We start from the raw sequence: 17993 nt of genomic DNA on the forward strand, positions 1-17993 counted from the left end.
TTCCTGATTTTCTTTATACAGTGAATTTGATGTGATATAATTGTTACGGAAATTACTTAGGGGGTTTTTATGGGAGAATATAATATATTTGATATTTTGGGACCTGTAATGATTGGACCTTCTAGCTCTCACACTGCAGGCGCATGTAGAATTGCAAAGACTGCTCTTATGATTGCTGGAAATAAGTTCAAAAAAGTTGAGTTTGATCTTCACGGATCATTTGCAAAAACTTACAAGGGTCACGGTACTGATAGAGCTTTGTTGGCTGGTGTGTTGGGAATTGAACCAGATGATATTAGACTTAGAGATTCGTTTGCAATCGCTAAACAACGTGGCATTGACTATGTTTTCAGAGAAGCTGACTTGGGGGATGTGCATCCAAACACTGCGAAGATTACATTTACATACGAAGACGGAACAACAATGTACATCATAGGATCGTCAATCGGTGGAGGAAACATCGAGATTATTGACATCAATGGAATCGCTGTTCAATTTACAGGAAGCTATCCTACAATTTTATTGAAATACGTGGATGTAAGAGGAATTATTGCGGATATTTCATCTAATTTAGCTAGACATGGTTACAACATCGAAGGAATGAAGACATTGAAACACGACGGAATCGTAACTTTGATTGTTGAATTGGATAAAAATATCGGCGAAGATTTGACAGAAAATTTGTTAAAAGACAAGAGATTTCTTTTTACAAAATATATTCAACGAAATTAAGGAGAGTTTATGTTTGATACATCACTAGAAATAATAAATACCGTTAAAAAGGACAACAGACCTTTTTACGAATACGTTATAGAAATAGAAAATGAGAGAACTGGCAAATCAGAAGAATTCATCAGAAATGAATTGTCACACATGCTAGATGTTATGGAAAAATCTGCGACAGATTTCTTGGAAACACCTTCAGTGACTAACCAACATATGATCGACGGATTCGCAAATAAAATGCACGTTTACGCAAATGAAAATGAACCAATAGTTGGAAAATTTAATGCAGAAGCAATGGCGATGGCTTTTTCAACATTGGAAATCAGTGCGGCAATGGGCAAAATCGTAGCATCACCTACAGCAGGTTCAGCAGGAATATTGCCAGCAGCTCTTATGAGTTTTAAACAAAGGTACAACTGCACACACGAACAACTTATCGATGCAATGTTAGTCGCAATCGGTGTTGGACAATTATTGGGAAAATACGCAACATTTTCCGGAGCTGACGGTGGTTGCCAAGCAGAAACAGGTTCTGCAGCAGCAATGGCAGCAGGAGCGATGATATTTTTGAGAGGAGGCTCCATTGAACAAGTATTCCACGGAGCATCATTTGCAATCCTACACGTATTGGGACTTGTATGCGACCCAATCGCAGGACTTGTAGAATATCCTTGCACATTTAGAAATGCAATGGGTGTTACAAATGCAATGATCAGTGCAGACATGGCATTAGCAGGAATTACAAGTATCGTTCCTTTCGAAGAAGTGTGCCAAGCAATGAGAAAAGTTGGAAAAACTCTTCCACCATCATTGAGAGAAACAGGAATGGGCGGAGTTGCAGGAACAAAAACTGGACAAGACATCAGAAGAAAATTTTTGGGATCATGCAACATCAGTGACGATTACGAAGATTAAAACAAAAAAATTATCCACAAGATTTTATGGATTTATCATAAATTCTTGTGGATTTTTTAATTGAATTATTTGTGTTTGTTTACACTTTTTGCAATCAAAATTGCCAACACAAACGATAAAACAATTTCGAAAGGCATATTCGTAGCGACAAGTCCTCCGAGAAAATATTGTGCCTTAATATGCATAACAGCTTCGATTTGTTTTGCATGACAAATAAACGCCATTCCCAAAACACCAACAGTGTTCATTATACTTCCGCAAATCGCAGGAATTCCGTAGCGAATCACATCGTTTTTGTCTTTTAATTTCTTGTAAACTTGATAAGTCACAACGGCTATCAAAACTCTTGGTAAAACAGAAACCAATGGATTATAAAACATAAATGAAAGAATTGTCGGTGCAATAATATTATTTACCAATGAAAACAAACCGAACAACAATCCCACGAACAAACTAACCCAAGGACCTGCAACCAATGCCGCAACAATAGTTGGAATATGTAGTGTAGTAACCCTAACAGGTCCAATCGGAATCATACCCAAAGGAGTAAGCCCAAGGACAATCGTCAAAGCGCCAAACACACCGATTTTTGTCAAATCTTTTGTAGTTAATTTCATTTTTCCCTCCTAGAAATCATTTATACAATTATACCACTTTTTATATGATAACTATATATTGAAGCAAAAAAATTCTTTTGTAAAAAATTTGCAAAAATCGCTAAAAATTAGTCAACGATAAATGGATATGATATAATATTTTATATATAAATAAGAAAAACGAATGACTGATGGAGGTTATTTTGGAAGTTATACAAGTAAAAAAAAGTTTAAATTTAAAGGGCGAGGTCAAGATTGACGGCGCCAAAAACTCAGCGCTTCCTATTATAGCAGCATCTCTTTTAGGAACTGAGCCTATAATTTTAGAAGATGTTCCAAAGTTAAAGGATGTTTCAATTATATTGAAAGTTTTAGAAGAATTGGGATCAAAAGTAACTTATTTGGACAAAAATAAGGTTGAGATAGATAGTAGCAATGTCAATAATTCTGTGACTCCACACGAATTGATGAACAAGATGAGGGCATCATTTTTGGTGATGGGACCTTTGTTGACTAGACTTGGTCAAACAAAAACATATTTGCCAGGCGGATGTGCGATTGGTTCGAGACCTGTGGATTTGCATTTAAAAGGATTCAAGGCATTGGGTGCTGAGATTGAATCGACAGATGAAAAGATTGAAGCTATCGCAAAAGATGGTTTGATTGGTGGGGAAATTTATTTGGATTTTCCTAGCGTCGGTGCGACTCAAAATATTATGATGGCAGCGACGATGGCAAAAGGCGAAACTGTTATCGAGAATGCTGCGAAGGAACCAGAAATCGTTGATTTGGCAAGTTTCTTGAACAAATTGGGAGCGAAGGTTCGTGGCGCTGGTACTTCTACAATTAGAATTGTCGGCGTTGACAAATTACACGGTGCAAGACACACGATTATTCCAGATAGAATCGAGGCTGCAACTTTCATGGTGGCAAGTGCGATTACTCGTGGTGATGTTACTGTGAAAAATTGTATTTCATCTCATATTATGCCGATTATCGCAAAGCTTCGTGAAGTTGGTTGTGAGGTTATTGAAAACGAGGATGAAGATTCTATCAGAGTTATCGCAACTGGAAGATTAAAAGGAACAAAGATTAAAACTTTGCCATATCCTGGTTTTCCTACAGATGTGCAAGCGCAATTTATGGCGTTGATGACTGTGTGCAAGGGACAAAGCAGTGTAGAAGAAACTGTTTTTGAAAATAGATTTATGCACGTGGAACAACTTCAAAAAATGGGCGCTGCTATTGCGACTGAAGGAAATGAAGCGAGCATTGCAGGAGTCGATTCTCTTCAAGGTGCTACTGTAAAATCCACTGATTTAAGAGCCGGAGCGGCTTTGATTTTGGCAGGCCTTGTAGCAGATGGCACTACAAATGTTACAGATATTTATCACATTGACAGAGGATACGACGATATTGTTTCCAAATTCAAAAAGTTGGGCGCAAATATCGAAAGAATTGAAATCGAAGATTAATAAATTATATAAACAGAGGGATTGTTATTTGAATGAACAACCCTCTTTTTTGTAGGTGAGTGTATGAAATTTACAGCAACTGTCAAAAATATAATATTCGAAAACGAGTCCAATGGTTTTAGGATTTTTTCCGTAGATAAGGACGGGGAAGAGAGAATTATCAAGGGAAATAGTTTCAAAATTATGCCAGGAGATTTCTTGGATATTGAGGCAAACAAAGTTCAAGATCCAAAATACGGCGAGCAATACAACATAATTTCCGTTGAAAGATCCAATAAGCCAAGCATGTACAATATCATCAATTATCTTCAAAGCGGTTTGATTAAAGGAATCGGAGAAACTACTGCGAGAAGAATCGTCGAAGAATTTGGCGAAGATACGATGGAGATTTTAAAAAATTCTCCATCCAAATTATTGCAAGTAAAAGGAATTGGCAAGAAAAATTACAAGAAAATCAAAGAATCTCTCGATGAGAAAAAAGAATACGCAGAGATTTTCTTGTATTTGCAATCATTGGGGCTAAGTCTTCATCAAGCGAATATTATTTCTGATTTTTACAAGGAAGACACCAAGAAAATTATCATGCAAAATCCATACACTTTGATAGACGATATTAGAGGAATTGGATTCAGGACGGCGGACATTATTGCGCAGAGAATTGACATCGAGCCGGATTCTCCATTTAGAATCAAAGCTGCGTTCAAATATTTTATGGAGAAGGAAGCAAATTCCAACGGAAATTGCTACGTATTGGAAGATGATTTGATAGAAGGTGTCGAAAAACTTCTCGACATTGAAATTAAAAACAAACAAGAAACGTTGGAGTCTTTGATTGTCAGTGGAATTATCGCCATTGATGATACAGATGATGAAAACAGAGTCTACCTTCCACAAATAGAAAAATCCGAGATGAGATGTGCGATGAATATTGCGAATATTTTGAAAACAGAAATCGAAGACGAATTTGATGTGGAGTACGAGCTTTCGAAGCTTGAATCAGAACACTTGGATGATTTGCAAATCGAAGCCATCAAAAAATCTATGACCGAAAAAATTCTGATAATTACGGGCGGTCCTGGTACGGGAAAGACTACGATTATCAACAATATTACTAAAATTTTCAAAAATAATGACAAGGAAATAATTCTCGCGGCGCCAACTGGACGTGCGGCAAAAAGATTGTCGGAAAGTTGCAATGAAGAAGCGAAGACTATTCACAGAATTTTGGGATACATTCCAGTTGAGGACGGTACGATTTTCGATCACGACGAGGACAATCCAATTGATTGCGATTTGATAATTATAGATGAAGCGAGTATGATGGATATTTTCATCGCGGACAGTTTGCTGAGAGCATTGGATTCTAATACTAGGGTTGTTTTTGTTGGAGACTGCGACCAGCTTCCTAGTGTGCAAGCGGGAAATGTGCTAAATGATTTGATAGAATGTGGAGAAATCACCACGATAAAATTGACGAAAATTTTCCGACAAGCGCAAAACTCCAACATAATTGTGAATGCGCACAGGATTAACAACGGGGAGTTTCCTATTTTGAACGAAAAGGGCAAGGATTTTTTCTTTATTGAGGAAAATGATCCGGAACGCGCCAAGCAGACGATTCTCGATTTGTGCGCCAAAAGACTTCCCAATTTCTACAAAAAAGATGAGTTTGACGATATAATTGTGCTAACTCCAATGAAAAAATCTAGCTGCGGAACGAAGGAATTGAACACAGCTTTGCAAGAAGTTTTGAATCCAAAAACGCCAATGACTGAAGAAATCGAGCAACGAGACAGGATTTTCAGGCTCAATGACAAAGTTATGCAAATCAAAAATGATTATACGAAAGAATTCATCGACGATGATGCAATGGGCGTTTTCAACGGAGATATCGGAAGAGTTACATACGTCGATCCGATTGATGAGACGGTTGATGTGTTGTTTGACGATAAAACTGCGAGTTTCACGAAAAAAGAATGCGACGGGTTGACGCTATCTTATGCGATTACGATTCATAAATCGCAAGGAAGTGAGTTTCCGATTGTTGTAATTCCAGTCACACAGGCTCCATTTATGTTGTTGACGAGAAATTTGCTCTACACTGCAATCACAAGAGCGAGGGAAATTGTCGTTTTGGTTGGAAGCTTGAAGATTTTACGACAAATGATATCCAACAATAAAATAATGAAGAGAAATTCGGGCTTGGATAGAAGAATCAAACAGTACATGGATTTTGATATCGACGATGACGAACAGGAAATGATGAAAGAGATGTTCGAAGATGAGGGATTTTAGTTTTTTATTTCAAAAACGTTGCATAATTTGTCATGAGAAAAAAAGACACAAATATTTGTTATGCGAAGATTGCTTGGACAAGTTGGTTTTCGTTGATGGTTACAGGGATATCGACGGTACGGATTGCTATTTTCCGTTACTTTATCAAGGACTGACGAAAAAACTCATCTACGATTACAAGCTTGGCCGCAAAGAAGTTGTGAGATATTTCTTGGCAGATGTCGTATCAGATAAAATCAAACAAAAAAATTTACAAGATTACACACTGCTCAAAGTTCCTTCGACAAAATCCAAGATAAACAAACGTGGCTTCGATCACATTCACGAGATTGCAAAGGAAGTGGAAAAGATTCTGGGCATGGAGTATTTGCCGGATGCGATTGTAAAAGTGAAGGAAACTAAAATTCAACACAATTTATCGCAGCTTCAAAGAATTGAAAATTTGAAAGGTGCGTTTGCATTGAACGCTGATTTGTCGGACAAGAAAATTCTCGTCTTGGATGATATCGTGACGACCAAGAACACTTTACGAGAAATGAAAAACACGTTGAATGGAAATTATACTGATTTGAAATTTGTGGCAGTGTCCAGCAAGTCTAATGAAAAATATTAAAATTGGGTATAAATATTAAAATGGGAAATTACTACAATTTGGAGGCAAGAAATGAAATGGCAAGGTAGACAAGGAAGTTCAAATGTAAGCAGAGGATCATCCGGTGGTGGACCGGTTAAAATCGGTGGAGTGGGATTGTTGTTGCTTGTGATTGTGTATTCGTTGTTTGGAGGAAATCCACGAGATATTATAAGCGAACAAACAAGAACCAGACAAGAACAACAAGTCAACAATTCTGAAAAAGCGAGCAGCAGAGAAGTTGAACAAGCAGAAAAGATGCTTAGTGTTGTGTTGAAGGACACAGAAGATGTGTGGCACGAAAAATTTTCTGAAATAAATAGAACATACAATGAACCGAAACTTCATTTCTTTGAAGGAGCGGTGTCAACTGGATGTGGAAATGCAGATAAAAACGTCGGACCGTTTTATTGTTCGCTGGATCAGACAATCTACATGGATGTAACTTTCTACAATATGTTGACTAAAAAACTTGGAGCTGACGGTGGAGACTATGCGATGGCTTACGTATTGGCGCACGAAGTTGGCCACCACGTTCAAAAAGAGCTTGGGATTTTGGATAGAGTTCACAACATTCAACGTAGATTGAACGAAAAAGACGCCAACAAATATTCCGTAGCATTGGAAACACAAGCGGATTATTTTGCAGGAGTGTTCAGCTATTACATCAAAGAAAAAGGCTACTTGGAAGAAGGAGACATCGAAGAAGCTATCAGCGCTGTCCAAAGTGTCGGCGACGATCACATTCAAAAAATGGGTCAAGGATACGTTCAACCAGAAAAATTCACACACGGTTCATCCAGACTTAGAAACGAATGGTTCCAACGTGGATTCAAATACCACGATTTTGACCACGCAGACACATTCTCTGAAATGGGACTTAGAATAAGATAAAACGAAACGCCAGAATTAATTTTCTGGCGTTTTTTGGGCTTCGTTGTATTCTTTTTCGTGCTTGTCAATATCATTCAAAAGCATTTTGAAAATCTGATCGAAAGATTGGTTGTATTTTTGTAAAGTTGATTTTTGCAAAACTTCGCGCGCTTTTTGGAATTGGTGATCTTCCACATAAGCAATCGCCAAGTTGAAATAATACAAGCTTTTTGCATAATCTGTTTTTGGCTTGTCCTTAATCTTTTTGAAGTTTTGGAATAATTTGTCCAAATTTCCATTTTGTTCGTAATCCAGCATGTATTTTCTGATTTCGCCGGCGATTTTCCTGTCCATTATCATATTGTGAAGCACTTGAATCAAGATGAAACTTAAAATAAGTGCGATTGTTGTGATTAATGTAAATGAAATTATAATGAAAATTCTATTAATTCCTGTGAGATTTTGCGTCGCAAATACTGCGATTGTTTCTATCACAAATGTTAGAATTGCTAGAATTATTAGTTTTGCGTTAGATATTTTTATTTTCATAAAACCCTCCATTATTAAAATATATCCTATTTTTTACTTATTTACAAGCAATATTGAAAGATTGTAAGAATTCTATGATAAAAATTATCAAAGAGTGATTATAATCACAGTATTTAAAACTTTTTTAACATATACTTAATGTAGCGTTAAGAATAAGAAAAGGAGATATGTATGAGCAATTTATTCGATAATGAACAATTTAAAAAAGCTTGGGAAGGTTTCAATGATGGAGACTGGGCAGATGAAATCAATGTCAGAGATTTTATTCAACAAAACTACACTCCATACGAAGGGGATGATTCTTTCCTAGTAGGTCCAACACAAAAAACTAAAACTTTATGGAACGAAGTAAACGATATGATCGTCGAAGAAGTAAAATCGAAGAAAATCAAGGTTGACCTTGAAAGATTCAGTGGAATTAATAATTTCGATGCAGGATATATCGACAAGGACAACGAAGTTATTTTTGGATTACAAACAGACGAACCTATGAAAAGGATTATGAATCCATATGGTGGTTTTAGAATGATTGAAAATTCTTTGAAAGCTTATGGTTTGGAAATGGATCCAGTTATCAAAGAAAAATTCAATGAATACAGAAAAACACACAACCAAGGAACATTTGACGCTTACACAAAAGAAATGAGAACTTTTAGATCAGTTGGTTTGTTGACAGGACTTCCTGATGCTTATGGAAGAGGAAGAATTATCGGCGATTACAGAAGAATTGCTTTATATGGTATAGATTATTTGAAAGCTATGAGAATTAGAGACAAGGAAAATTTGACAGGAGATGCTACTGAAGAAATCATTCGTAGACGTGAAGAATTTTCTGAACAAATCAGAGCTTTTGACGAAATAAAAGACATGGCGATGAGTTATGGATTTGATATTTCAAGACCAGCAATGAATGCGACTGAAGCTGTTCAATGGTTGTATTTTGGATATTTGGCAGCAGTAAAAGAAAACAACGGAGCTGCTATGTCAATCGGAAGAAACACAGCGTTCTTAGATATTTATATCAAAAGAGATATGGACAAGGGGATTTTGGATGAAGACCACGCACAAGAATTGGTGGATCAATTAGTTATCAAACTTAGAATGGTTAGACATCTTCGTACTCCTGAATACGATGAATTATTCGCTGGAGATCCTACTTGGGTTACAGAATCAATCGGTGGAATGGGCGTTGATGGAAGAACTTTGGTTACGAAAACTTCATTTAGATTTTTGCACACTTTAATCAACATCGATACATCACCAGAACCAAACATGACAGTTTTGTGGTCAGATAATTTACCACGCGCTTTCAAGGATTTCTGTTCAATGATGAGTATCAAAACAGCTTCCATTCAATACGAAAACGACGATGTAATGCGTGATGTTTACGGTGACGATTACGCAATAGCATGTTGTGTATCTGCAATGCAAGTTGGAAAACAAATGCAATATTTCGGAGCGAGAGCAAATCTTGCAAAAGCACTTTTGTATTCAATCAACGGTGGTGTAGACGAAGTTTACAGAGACAAGAAAACAGGCGAGATTGTAACTGTAATAGATGGAATTGAAAAAGACGATTCAGAAATTTTGGATTACGATAAAGTCGTTGCGAACTACAAAAAAGTAATCGATAAACTTGCGAAAGTTTACGTGAATGCTATGAACACAATTCACTACATGCACGATAAATACGCTTACGAAAAAGGACAAATGGCTCTTCACGACCCAGAAGTACACAGATTCATAGCTTTTGGTATCGCGGGAATTGCCATTGCAGCAGATTCATTGTCAGCAATAAAATATGCAAAAGTAAAACCAATCAGAGATGAAAACGGATTGGCTGTGGATTTTGAAGTTGAAGGAGATTTCCCAAGATACGGAAATGACGATGACAGGGCAGATGATTTGGCTATTGCTATAAGCAAGTATTTCATAGAATCTTTAAGAAAAACAAAAGCTTACAGAAACGCAGAACACACTTTGAGTTTGTTGACAATAACTTCAAATGTAACTTACGGTAAGAAAACTGGTAGCACACCAGATGGACGTAAAAAAGGCGAACCATTTGCACCAGGAGCAAACCCAATGAATGGCGCCGACACATCAGGAGCGCTTGCTTCGTTAAACTCTGTTGCAAAAATGCCTTACAAGAACGTAAATCAAGATGGAATTTCAAATACTTTCTCAATAATTCCAAATGCACTTGGCAAAAACGAAGAAGAAAGAATAACAAACTTGACAAATATCATGAATGGATATTTCAACCAAGACGCATTCCATTTGAATGTTAACGTAATGGATCGTGAATTGTTGGAAGACGCGATGGAAAATCCAGAAAAATATCCTAACCTAACTATAAGAGTTTCAGGATACGCTGTAAGATTTAACCAATTAGACCGCGAACATCAACTAGATGTAATCAACAGAACATTCCATGAGTTTGTATAAATAAATTTTATTAAGGGCATATTTGTATGCCCTTTTTGACGATGGGAGAAAATTATGGACAATGAAATAAAAGGTTATGTGCATTCTATCGAAACTATGGGACTTGTCGATGGACCCGGAAACAGAACTATATTTTTCTTGCAAGGTTGTCCATTGAAATGCGTTTACTGCCACAATCCAGATTCTCAAAACATACATGGTGGAAAAGAATACACTGTAGATGAAATTATAAAAATAGCGAAAAGATACAAGCCATATCACGGACAAGAAGGTGGGGTCACGATTTCTGGAGGAGAACCTCTGTTACAAGGAGAATTCTTAAAAGAATTGGTGAAAAGACTCAAACAAGAAGGATTCAACACTTGCTTGGATACATCTGGTGTTGGCGATAAAAAATACTACTCAGAAATTCTTCCATATATAGATACAATGCTACTTGATTTCAAAGCTTTCGACTCCAAATTGTACAAGCAAATTACATTTGTGGAAGACAAGAATTTCCTAGAATTTGTAAATGATTTAGAATCTAATGGATTTTGCGGAAATATTTGGGCGAGACATGTCATGGTTCCAGGATTTACTGATAACTACGAAGAAATGGATAAGTTTGTAGAATCTTTAGATAAAATAAAAAATATGGTTGAAAGAATTGAAATTTTACCATATCATTTAGGTGGAGTATACAAATACAAAAATTTGGGTAGAAAATACTTCCTTGAAAATGTCGAAGCGATGGATAAAAAAGTTGCAGAAAAATTTGAAAAATACGTTAATGCACAATTTGCGAAGACCTTAAGCGACAGCAGACGCGATGAGGCTTTGAATTTTCAAGCTAGGAAAATAACAGAGGAGCAATTTGATATGGAAGATAATAAAAAATACTTGTTGGAAGCTATAAAAGACGTGGAGCTTTTTAAAGGAATTGACAATGTCGATTACGATGAAGCAATTGAAAAAATGAAGTTTCTTAAATTAAAAGCAGAAGACTACCTCTTTAAGCCTGGAGATTCTGCCGAAAACATGTATGTAATCCACAAAGGAACGATAAAAGTTTTTCACAATACAATTGATGGAAGAGAACAAATTCTGTATTTGTATCACGAAAATGATTTTGTGGGTGGTCATAATATTTTGGAAGATGTAAAATACATCTACATGGGTCAAGCATTGACAGACTGTGAAGTTATAATGATTCCTAGGGATATTTTCAATAAATATTTGATAAATTCACCACTTGCTCTTACTAAAATTTTGAAAAAAAGTTTCGAAAGAATTAGACTTGCAGAAGATTTGGTGCAAAGATTATCCACTAGCAATGCTACTATGAAAACTGCGGCGCTTTTATTACGATTAAAAGATACAATGGGCGTGGAAACTAAGGACGGAATAAGGCTAGACCTTGCGATGAACAGAGAAGAACTTGGAAATTATTCTGGACTTACAAGAGAAACTATTACTAGAAAATTAGGAGAATTCAAAAAGCTTGGATACATCGATTTGATTGGAACCAAGGTTATTGTGATTAAAAATGTCAAAATACTAGAAGAATTGGTGTTGTAGTTTATTGTAAAATATTTTTCGTTGTGGTATATTATTATCAGAAATTTTGAAATATATGGAGGATTTTTATTATGGATTTACCCGGTGAGCCGAGCTCATTAATTATTTTTTCGGTAATTGCAATTGTTGCAGTGGGATACTTTATGTATATGAATGGAATTGGATATTTTAGGAGCATGTCTGCCTTGTGGTTTTATCAAACACAAGGAATTTTGGAAGACAATATCCACGCAAGTTTGAAAAAAACTAGCGGAAAAGCTACGAAAGTATTCAAAGTCAAGAAAAGTGGATTTTACGATTTTAATTTGGACAATGAATTGGAAAGCGGCAATGTTACAGTAAGTCTCATTGATTCATTGGGAAACAAAGTGTTCGAATTGAACAAGATGAATGGATTTTCTTCTGATTATTTGAACGAATCCGAGAAATACCGCTTGGTTTTCAACTACAACAAAGCATGTGGTAAGTTTGAACTTTCATGGAAATAGATTTGGGGAATGAAGTGCTCCCTTGTTAGTAACTAAAACGCAAAAATTTTGCTGATGACTTCTGTTTGTACAGATATCATCAGCTTTTTTATTATATAAAGGAGAAATTTTATGTTAAAAAGCATAGCTTTTATAATTATTTTATCGTTGATTTTGGGAAAAATTTTCAAAAAAATAAAATTGCCACCGATATTGGCATTTTTAATCGTGGGAATAACTCTCGGACCGTTCGCAATGAATTTGATTGACAAGAAAATTCTTGACATTTCATCTGAACTGAGAACTATTGCGCTGGTAATAATCTTGACTCGTGCGGGATTGTCACTTGACATCGACGATTTGAAAAAAATCGGACGACCAGCGGTGTTAATGTGTTTCGTGCCGGCAGTTTTTGAAATGTGCGCTGTGGGAATCTTCGCACCGATATTTTTGAAGGTGGATGTGTTGGATGCGTTTATAATCGGATCGATCATCGCAGCGGTGTCTCCAGCAGTTGTCGTTCCACGAATGATACGACTAATTGAAGAAGGCTACGGAGATGAACACAAAATCCCACAACTTATCTTGGCAGGAAGTAGCTGCGACGATGTTTTCTGCATTGTTGTGTTCACATCGCTGACATCTCTCGCACAAACAGGAGATATCAATATGTTCAAATTCATCGCCATTCCTTTTTCTATTTTGATAGGAAGTGTCGTAGGAGCTGGAATAGGATTTGTGTTGGTGAAATTTTTCAAGAGATTTCACATGCGTGACACAGTAAAAGTCTTGATTATATTGAGCATTTCGTTCTTGCTTTTAGAATTGGAAAAAATAACACCGATTCCATTTTCGGGACTAATTGCAATAATGACATTGTCCATGGTTATGAAGAAGATTTACGAAGATTTGGCGGAAAGATTATCAGAAAAATACAATAAATTGTGGGTAGGCGCAGAAATATTCTTGTTCGTATTAGTAGGAGCGACTGTAAATGTAAAATACGCGATAAATTCTGGAATCATGGTGGTCGTTTTGGTGATTTGTGCCTTGATTATTAGAATGGTGGGCGTGTATGCATCTGTCTTGAAGACAAAATTAACACCAAAAGAAAGATTATTCTGCATGATAGCCTACACTCCAAAAGCAACTGTACAAGCAGCAATCGGTGCAATTCCTCTATCGATGGGATTGAAAGTGGGGGATATGGCATTGACTGTAGCGGTTATTTCTATTTTGATCACTGCACCATTTGGAGCGATAATGGTGGATAATTTGTATAAGAAATTGTTAACAAGATAAAAATTAAAAAACTAGAATAATTGGCGTTTGTAGCCAATTTATTCTAGTTTTTGTTTAACAATTCGATTTGTTTTACTTTCAAAAATTCATTATTGTTCTTTAGTTCTTTTTCATCTACATTTATTTTAATCCTGTCAGATTGTTTTAAATCATCAAATTTTATAATATTTGGTTCGTTTGAAGAATTAAATTTTACTATTTTGCCATCTTTTTCTAAATGTTTGCAGTCAATTTTTGACTCTTGTTGGATAATTTTCCTGCCACTATCAGCGCCTATAATTGTAAGTGTTTTGTCGGATCTATTAACGTCTGTTATCTCACATTCTACTCCCAACTGTACTATATTTTCTTCTTTTTTAGTTGCATGAAATAAATAAAAGAAATATATTAATAGGCAAATTATCAATGCAAATATTATTATTTTTTTCATTAAAACACCTCCGATATATAATTAATTAACCAATTTATTTATTTGATTAAATCATATCAAAATAAAAAATAATGTCAACATAAAAATATTAAGATTTGTCAAATGAGATTTATTTGAAAAAAATTAGTGGTATAATTGAAATGAACAAACGGGGTGAATTATGAAAAAGAAACTTGAGACAGTAGGCATTACTCTGTTGGTTGTCGTTGGGTTGTGTCTCATTTTCAAAATTGCAAACGAGAATAAATTTGACAAGCTTAGCTTTAATGCAGATTGTATTTACGTTTACTCAATCGATGATGAGAAGGAAATTTTCTCCAAAAATCCAGACAAGAAAGTGTATCCTGCTTCTTTGACCAAGATGATGACGGTGTATACAGCTTTAGGAAAAATTGAAGATTTTGATAAAAAAGCTCCCATAGATAAGAAAAGCTACCAAAAACTTGTAAAACAAAACGCTTCAATGGCAGGCTTTTATGGTAATGAGCCCACTACTTTTGAGGATTTATTGTATGGAACAATGCTTGCCTCTGCTGGAGAATGTGCAGACAGCTTGGCTATTAATGTAAGTGGATCAAAGGAAAAATTTGTGGATTTGATGAACGAAAACGCAAAGAACATGGGATTGAATAATACGAATTTCAAAAATTCTGAGGGAATGGATGAGGATGATCATTATTCGAGTGCAAAAGACATGGCGTTTTTGTTGAAAAATTCATTGAAAAATGAAAAATTCTACAAGATTTTCACGACCGATAAGTACACTTCCACTAAAACTTTGGATCATCCAAAAGGAATTGAAATCGAAAGTACGGTTCTTTCTAGATTGAAAGATTACGAGCAAGATGGCTTCAAAATCTTGGGTGGCAAAAGTGGTACTACTGAAAAAGCAGGGCTTTGTTGGGCAACTTTGTCCGAAAAAAATGGCAAAAAATACATCATTGTTGTAATGGGTGTTGATTTTGACGATATTAAAAATCCTGGAGATGGACAAATCCAAGATACAATTAAGATTTTGAAGAATTTATAAGATTTATAAGGAGATTACAATGGCTATTTTAGAATTAACATTAGTTCCAGTTGGAACACAAACTACGAGTTTATCACAATACGTTGCGAAGGCTTACGATAATGTGAGAAATAAAGAAAATATTAAAGTTGAATTAAATCCAATGGGAACTGTGATGCAAGGAGACATCGACGAATTGTTGAAGGCTGTTCGTGATATGCAAGAAGCAGTGTTTAACGAAGGAGTAGACAGAGTGTATTCTGTGATTAAAATTGATGACAGAAGAGACAAGGATGCTTCATTTGAGCAAAAGTTGGATTCTGTGAATAAAAGGTTAAAATAATGAAAAAGAAATCCGTAAAACTGTATAATTTGATATTTCCAGTCTGGGTTGTGTGGCTTTTTCCAATAACTTGGGTTGCGATTGTACCAGCAAATATTTTGGTGGATTTCTTGGTAACTTTGTTGGCTTTGAAATTAATTAAAATAGAAAAACCAATGGAGGTTATCAAAAAATCGCTCGCAAAGACTGTAGCACTAGGATTTGTAGCGGATATAATCGCTACGGCTGTTTTGATGATTTTATCATTCGGGATTAATGGAACAAGAAATAATATTGCAAAATGGTTCTACGATAATATTTCAATTCCGATATTGAACGATTATTACGAAACACCTTGGGGCATTTTGGTCATGGTTTTAGCGGTGGTGTTCGCAGGATATTTGGTGTATATATTCAACCGCAAATTTTCATTCAGATACACTGATTTGTCAGAATCTCAAATCAAAAAAGTATCCTTGACATTGGCAATACTTACAGCTCCGTATCTGTTCTTAATACCGACAAATGTGTTTTATAATTTGTTCAGCTGATAATTTAATTTCAATAAAAAAGCTGTGTGAATGTGACTTCACACAGCTTTGTTTTTATAGATTATTTTTGTGATCCCTTTTCTACAGGAGTTGTTGCAGTTGGTTTGTCAGTAGAATTATTTTTAACTTTTTCTACGATAATTGTACCACCGTCAATGATTTTTTCTCCGTTTTCACCTACAGTATAATAAGAGTTTTCCAAATCTTTGAATACTTTTGATCCGATAGCGTTAACTCCACCAAATACTTTGATGTTTGATAATTCTTTGTTGTCTCTCAAATATGAAATGATAGAAGCTTCAACTGAATTTCTTGATGCAAGTAAGATTGGAGCGTCCAATTTTTGGCTAACTGGTGCAGCTACCAATGCGTCTGCGAAGTTTTCACCACTAGCTACTAATGCAGTTTTAAGCTTGTCTCCGTAAACTTCCTTTGCTACTTTCAAAGAACCTTCATATCTGTTTGATCCAGCGATTCTATCTACAACAGCTATTTCTGATAATTCTTTTTCTAATTTAGGAGTGATAGTTTTTTCTCCACCGATGATTGTAATTCTAGTTACGTTCATTGATTTTAAAACCTTCAAAGTTTCAGCTGGAATGTTGTTCTTTTGAACTAACATAACTGGTGCGTTAACCTTGTTTGCATAGCTTACTCCGTATAATGCGTCAACATAGATTTCGCCACTTGCGATTACAACTTCTGAAGTTTGTTTTACGTTGTCTTTGATTGTTTGAGCGTTTGTCTTGTATCTGTCAGCTCCGTTAATTCTAACAACCTTTGCGTTAGTAGCTGATTTTACAGAATTTACAACTGCGTTTGATACAGATTTTTCTCCACCTAAAACATATACATTTTCAACGCCCATTGATTTTAATTGGTTCAATGTATCAGCGCTGATGTTGTTTGATTCAGAGAATAATACTGGCATAGTACCTTTACTCAAAACAGTTGCACTCAAAGCGTCAGGGAATGCTAATTGGTTAACCAAAATAGCTGATTTAGCTGATGCAAATTGGTCCTTACTAACGTTAACTGCAGTTTCAACACGGCTACTTCCTGAGTATCTTTGAACGTTTAATTTTGATGCCATAGATACTGTAGGGAAAACCATAGCTGTAGCAAGAGCTGCTACTAATAATTTCTTTTTTAAATTCATAACAAATCTCCTTTTTTTATTCTATATTTCAATTATATCACACTTTTATTTTTTGATAACACGTATTGATAAATTGTAGAAATTTAAATTTGCAATAAAAAAAACGCATATATTATGCGTTATTTTTTTATAGATTGTTCAATTTTTTCTATTATTTCATCTACATTGCTGTCATTGTAGCCGTAATATATCGCGGAAATATTTTTATTTTCGAATAATTTTTCCAATTCTTCCATGAAGATTCCCTTGTCATCTGTCATTTCTACGGAATTTACGCAATGAGCAATGTCTTTTATCGCAGAGACTTCTCCTTTTAATTCATTCGACTTACAAGTAAGCCCGATTCCGCAACTTGGAGAGCCGTCTATTCCAATAACTCCCAAGAAATTCACACCGTCTTTGATGTAATCGTCGATTTCCTCAACAATCGGGCTTAACAATTCGCGAGAATTTTTTCTGTAGAAATTATTGTCAAATTGTTCGTACACATTTTCCTGACGATTGGGCCCGTACATTCTATTTTCAGGACAAGGAAGTTGGAAAATTCCTACGTTCATTTTCATTAAATTTTTTATTAAAGTCAAATTATCTTTTCTGCCAGCATCGTTTTTTACAACAGCAAGTTCGTTCAATAAACAATGTGACACCAAAATTATATTTTTATATTCTTGCATACGCACCTCTG

18 protein-coding genes and 1 riboswitch are annotated in these 17993 nt (G+C 35.5%); of the genes, 13 read left to right on the top strand and 5 right to left on the bottom strand.

Going from position 1 to position 17993, the window contains the following annotated elements:
• The first annotated feature begins 69 nt into the window (after positions 1–69).
• Both sdaAB and sdaAA read left to right on the top strand, forming a co-directional pair.
• Positions 70–732, top strand: a complete 663-nt coding sequence (gene sdaAB, locus ACU68Y_RS02925; protein WP_002838071.1) for an L-serine ammonia-lyase, iron-sulfur-dependent subunit beta — start codon at positions 70–72, stop codon at positions 730–732.
• A 9-nt stretch (positions 733–741) separates the two neighbouring features.
• Positions 742–1641 (top strand): L-serine ammonia-lyase, iron-sulfur-dependent, subunit alpha, encoded by a 900-nt coding sequence (gene sdaAA / locus ACU68Y_RS02930; RefSeq protein ID WP_446755490.1) that lies wholly within the window; start codon positions 742–744, stop codon positions 1639–1641.
• A 65-nt stretch (positions 1642–1706) separates the two neighbouring features.
• On the opposite strand, the gene ACU68Y_RS02935 is transcribed toward sdaAA, so the two are convergent.
• Positions 1707–2258, bottom strand: coding sequence for an ECF transporter S component (locus tag ACU68Y_RS02935; protein ID WP_002838044.1), 552 nt, complete (start codon positions 2256–2258; stop codon positions 1707–1709).
• A gap of 170 nt (positions 2259–2428) precedes the next feature.
• Between ACU68Y_RS02935 and murA the strand changes: the two genes are divergently transcribed.
• The 4 genes from murA (at position 2429) to ypfJ (ending at position 7532) form a co-directional block, all read left to right on the top strand.
• Positions 2429–3712 carry a UDP-N-acetylglucosamine 1-carboxyvinyltransferase gene (murA, locus tag ACU68Y_RS02940; RefSeq protein WP_035110465.1) on the top strand — a complete coding sequence of 428 codons (1284 nt, stop codon included), beginning with the start codon at positions 2429–2431 and terminating at the stop codon, positions 3710–3712.
• A 63-nt stretch (positions 3713–3775) separates the two neighbouring features.
• Positions 3776–6007: an SF1B family DNA helicase RecD2 gene (gene recD2 / locus ACU68Y_RS02945; RefSeq protein WP_446755491.1), complete on the top strand. Its 2232-nt coding sequence runs from the start codon at positions 3776–3778 to the stop codon at positions 6005–6007.
• Complete coding sequence (locus tag ACU68Y_RS02950; RefSeq protein WP_446755492.1) at positions 5994–6620, top strand: ComF family protein; 627 nt, start codon at positions 5994–5996, stop codon at positions 6618–6620. The genes recD2 and ACU68Y_RS02950 overlap by 14 nt, the downstream gene beginning before the upstream one ends.
• 51 nt (positions 6621–6671) lie before the next feature.
• A complete protein-coding gene (ypfJ, locus tag ACU68Y_RS02955) occupies positions 6672–7532 on the top strand; it encodes a KPN_02809 family neutral zinc metallopeptidase (protein WP_412943907.1) in 861 nt (286 codons plus the stop codon).
• Positions 7533–7547: 15 nt separating this feature from the next.
• On the opposite strand, the gene ACU68Y_RS02960 is transcribed toward ypfJ, so the two are convergent.
• On the bottom strand, positions 7548–8060 hold the full coding sequence (locus ACU68Y_RS02960; protein WP_002837999.1) for a hypothetical protein: 513 nt from the start codon (positions 8058–8060) through the stop codon (positions 7548–7550).
• 171 nt (positions 8061–8231) lie between these two features.
• Between ACU68Y_RS02960 and pflB the strand changes: the two genes are divergently transcribed.
• The 4 genes from pflB to ACU68Y_RS02980 all read left to right on the top strand — a co-directional run bounded on the left by pflB (position 8232) and on the right by ACU68Y_RS02980 (position 13837).
• Positions 8232–10508 (top strand): formate C-acetyltransferase, encoded by a 2277-nt coding sequence (pflB, locus tag ACU68Y_RS02965; protein ID WP_446755493.1) that lies wholly within the window; start codon positions 8232–8234, stop codon positions 10506–10508.
• Positions 10509–10562: 54 nt separating this feature from the next.
• A complete protein-coding gene (gene pflA, locus ACU68Y_RS02970) occupies positions 10563–12068 on the top strand; it encodes a pyruvate formate-lyase-activating protein (RefSeq protein ID WP_446755494.1) in 1506 nt (501 codons plus the stop codon).
• A gap of 71 nt (positions 12069–12139) precedes the next feature.
• Positions 12140–12556, top strand: a complete 417-nt coding sequence (locus ACU68Y_RS02975) for a hypothetical protein (RefSeq protein WP_002838053.1) — start codon at positions 12140–12142, stop codon at positions 12554–12556.
• Positions 12553–12627: riboswitch (Fluoride riboswitch) on the top strand. Its footprint overlaps the gene before it by 4 nt.
• A 40-nt stretch (positions 12628–12667) precedes the next feature.
• Complete coding sequence (locus tag ACU68Y_RS02980) at positions 12668–13837, top strand: cation:proton antiporter (RefSeq protein WP_446755495.1); 1170 nt, start codon at positions 12668–12670, stop codon at positions 13835–13837.
• A gap of 43 nt (positions 13838–13880) precedes the next feature.
• Here ACU68Y_RS02980 and ACU68Y_RS02985 read toward each other — a convergent pair whose 3' ends face one another.
• The gene (locus ACU68Y_RS02985) at positions 13881–14267 is read right to left on the bottom strand and encodes a hypothetical protein (RefSeq protein WP_446755496.1); all 387 of its coding nucleotides are present in this window, start codon (positions 14265–14267) and stop codon (positions 13881–13883) included.
• A 160-nt stretch (positions 14268–14427) separates the two neighbouring features.
• Between ACU68Y_RS02985 and ACU68Y_RS02990 the strand changes: the two genes are divergently transcribed.
• The 3 genes from ACU68Y_RS02990 to ACU68Y_RS03000 are packed head-to-tail and all read left to right on the top strand — an operon-like array spanning position 14428 to position 16149.
• A complete protein-coding gene (locus tag ACU68Y_RS02990; protein ID WP_446755497.1) occupies positions 14428–15297 on the top strand; it encodes a D-alanyl-D-alanine carboxypeptidase family protein in 870 nt (289 codons plus the stop codon).
• A gap of 19 nt (positions 15298–15316) precedes the next feature.
• A complete protein-coding gene (locus ACU68Y_RS02995; RefSeq protein ID WP_446755498.1) occupies positions 15317–15619 on the top strand; it encodes an MTH1187 family thiamine-binding protein in 303 nt (100 codons plus the stop codon).
• The gene (locus ACU68Y_RS03000) at positions 15619–16149 is read left to right on the top strand and encodes a hypothetical protein (protein WP_002841034.1); all 531 of its coding nucleotides are present in this window, start codon (positions 15619–15621) and stop codon (positions 16147–16149) included. The genes ACU68Y_RS02995 and ACU68Y_RS03000 overlap by 1 nt, the downstream gene beginning before the upstream one ends.
• A 61-nt stretch (positions 16150–16210) precedes the next feature.
• Here the strand turns inward: ACU68Y_RS03000 and ACU68Y_RS03005 are convergent, their stop codons facing one another.
• Positions 16211–17308, bottom strand: a complete 1098-nt coding sequence (locus tag ACU68Y_RS03005; RefSeq protein WP_002840724.1) for a cell wall-binding repeat-containing protein — start codon at positions 17306–17308, stop codon at positions 16211–16213.
• A 119-nt stretch (positions 17309–17427) separates the two neighbouring features.
• Positions 17428–17982: a CD3072 family TudS-related putative desulfidase gene (locus tag ACU68Y_RS03010; protein ID WP_004167005.1), complete on the bottom strand. Its 555-nt coding sequence runs from the start codon at positions 17980–17982 to the stop codon at positions 17428–17430.
• Positions 17983–17993 lie beyond the last annotated feature (11 nt).

Source organism: Finegoldia sp. P1-F-LS, from assembly GCF_052932205.1.

What these genes read in the sequence shown, in the direction of transcription:
- sdaAB (WP_002838071.1), top strand. Translation starts at nt 70, where the DNA reads ATGGGAGAATATAATATATTTGATATTTTGGGACCTGTAATGATTGGA.
- sdaAA (WP_446755490.1), top strand. Translation starts at nt 742, where the DNA reads ATGTTTGATACATCACTAGAAATAATAAATACCGTTAAAAAGGACAAC.
- ACU68Y_RS02935 (WP_002838044.1), bottom strand. Translation starts at nt 2,258, where the DNA reads ATGAAATTAACTACAAAAGATTTGACAAAAATCGGTGTGTTTGGCGCT.
- murA (WP_035110465.1), top strand. Translation starts at nt 2,429, where the DNA reads ATGGAGGTTATTTTGGAAGTTATACAAGTAAAAAAAAGTTTAAATTTA.
- recD2 (WP_446755491.1), top strand. Translation starts at nt 3,776, where the DNA reads ATGAAATTTACAGCAACTGTCAAAAATATAATATTCGAAAACGAGTCC.
- ACU68Y_RS02950 (WP_446755492.1), top strand. Translation starts at nt 5,994, where the DNA reads ATGAGGGATTTTAGTTTTTTATTTCAAAAACGTTGCATAATTTGTCAT.
- ypfJ (WP_412943907.1), top strand. Translation starts at nt 6,672, where the DNA reads ATGAAATGGCAAGGTAGACAAGGAAGTTCAAATGTAAGCAGAGGATCA.
- ACU68Y_RS02960 (WP_002837999.1), bottom strand. Translation starts at nt 8,060, where the DNA reads ATGAAAATAAAAATATCTAACGCAAAACTAATAATTCTAGCAATTCTA.
- pflB (WP_446755493.1), top strand. Translation starts at nt 8,232, where the DNA reads ATGAGCAATTTATTCGATAATGAACAATTTAAAAAAGCTTGGGAAGGT.
- pflA (WP_446755494.1), top strand. Translation starts at nt 10,563, where the DNA reads ATGGACAATGAAATAAAAGGTTATGTGCATTCTATCGAAACTATGGGA.
- ACU68Y_RS02975 (WP_002838053.1), top strand. Translation starts at nt 12,140, where the DNA reads ATGGATTTACCCGGTGAGCCGAGCTCATTAATTATTTTTTCGGTAATT.
- ACU68Y_RS02980 (WP_446755495.1), top strand. Translation starts at nt 12,668, where the DNA reads ATGTTAAAAAGCATAGCTTTTATAATTATTTTATCGTTGATTTTGGGA.
- ACU68Y_RS02985 (WP_446755496.1), bottom strand. Translation starts at nt 14,267, where the DNA reads ATGAAAAAAATAATAATATTTGCATTGATAATTTGCCTATTAATATAT.
- ACU68Y_RS02990 (WP_446755497.1), top strand. Translation starts at nt 14,428, where the DNA reads ATGAAAAAGAAACTTGAGACAGTAGGCATTACTCTGTTGGTTGTCGTT.
- ACU68Y_RS02995 (WP_446755498.1), top strand. Translation starts at nt 15,317, where the DNA reads ATGGCTATTTTAGAATTAACATTAGTTCCAGTTGGAACACAAACTACG.
- ACU68Y_RS03000 (WP_002841034.1), top strand. Translation starts at nt 15,619, where the DNA reads ATGAAAAAGAAATCCGTAAAACTGTATAATTTGATATTTCCAGTCTGG.
- ACU68Y_RS03005 (WP_002840724.1), bottom strand. Translation starts at nt 17,308, where the DNA reads ATGAATTTAAAAAAGAAATTATTAGTAGCAGCTCTTGCTACAGCTATG.
- ACU68Y_RS03010 (WP_004167005.1), bottom strand. Translation starts at nt 17,982, where the DNA reads ATGCAAGAATATAAAAATATAATTTTGGTGTCACATTGTTTATTGAAC.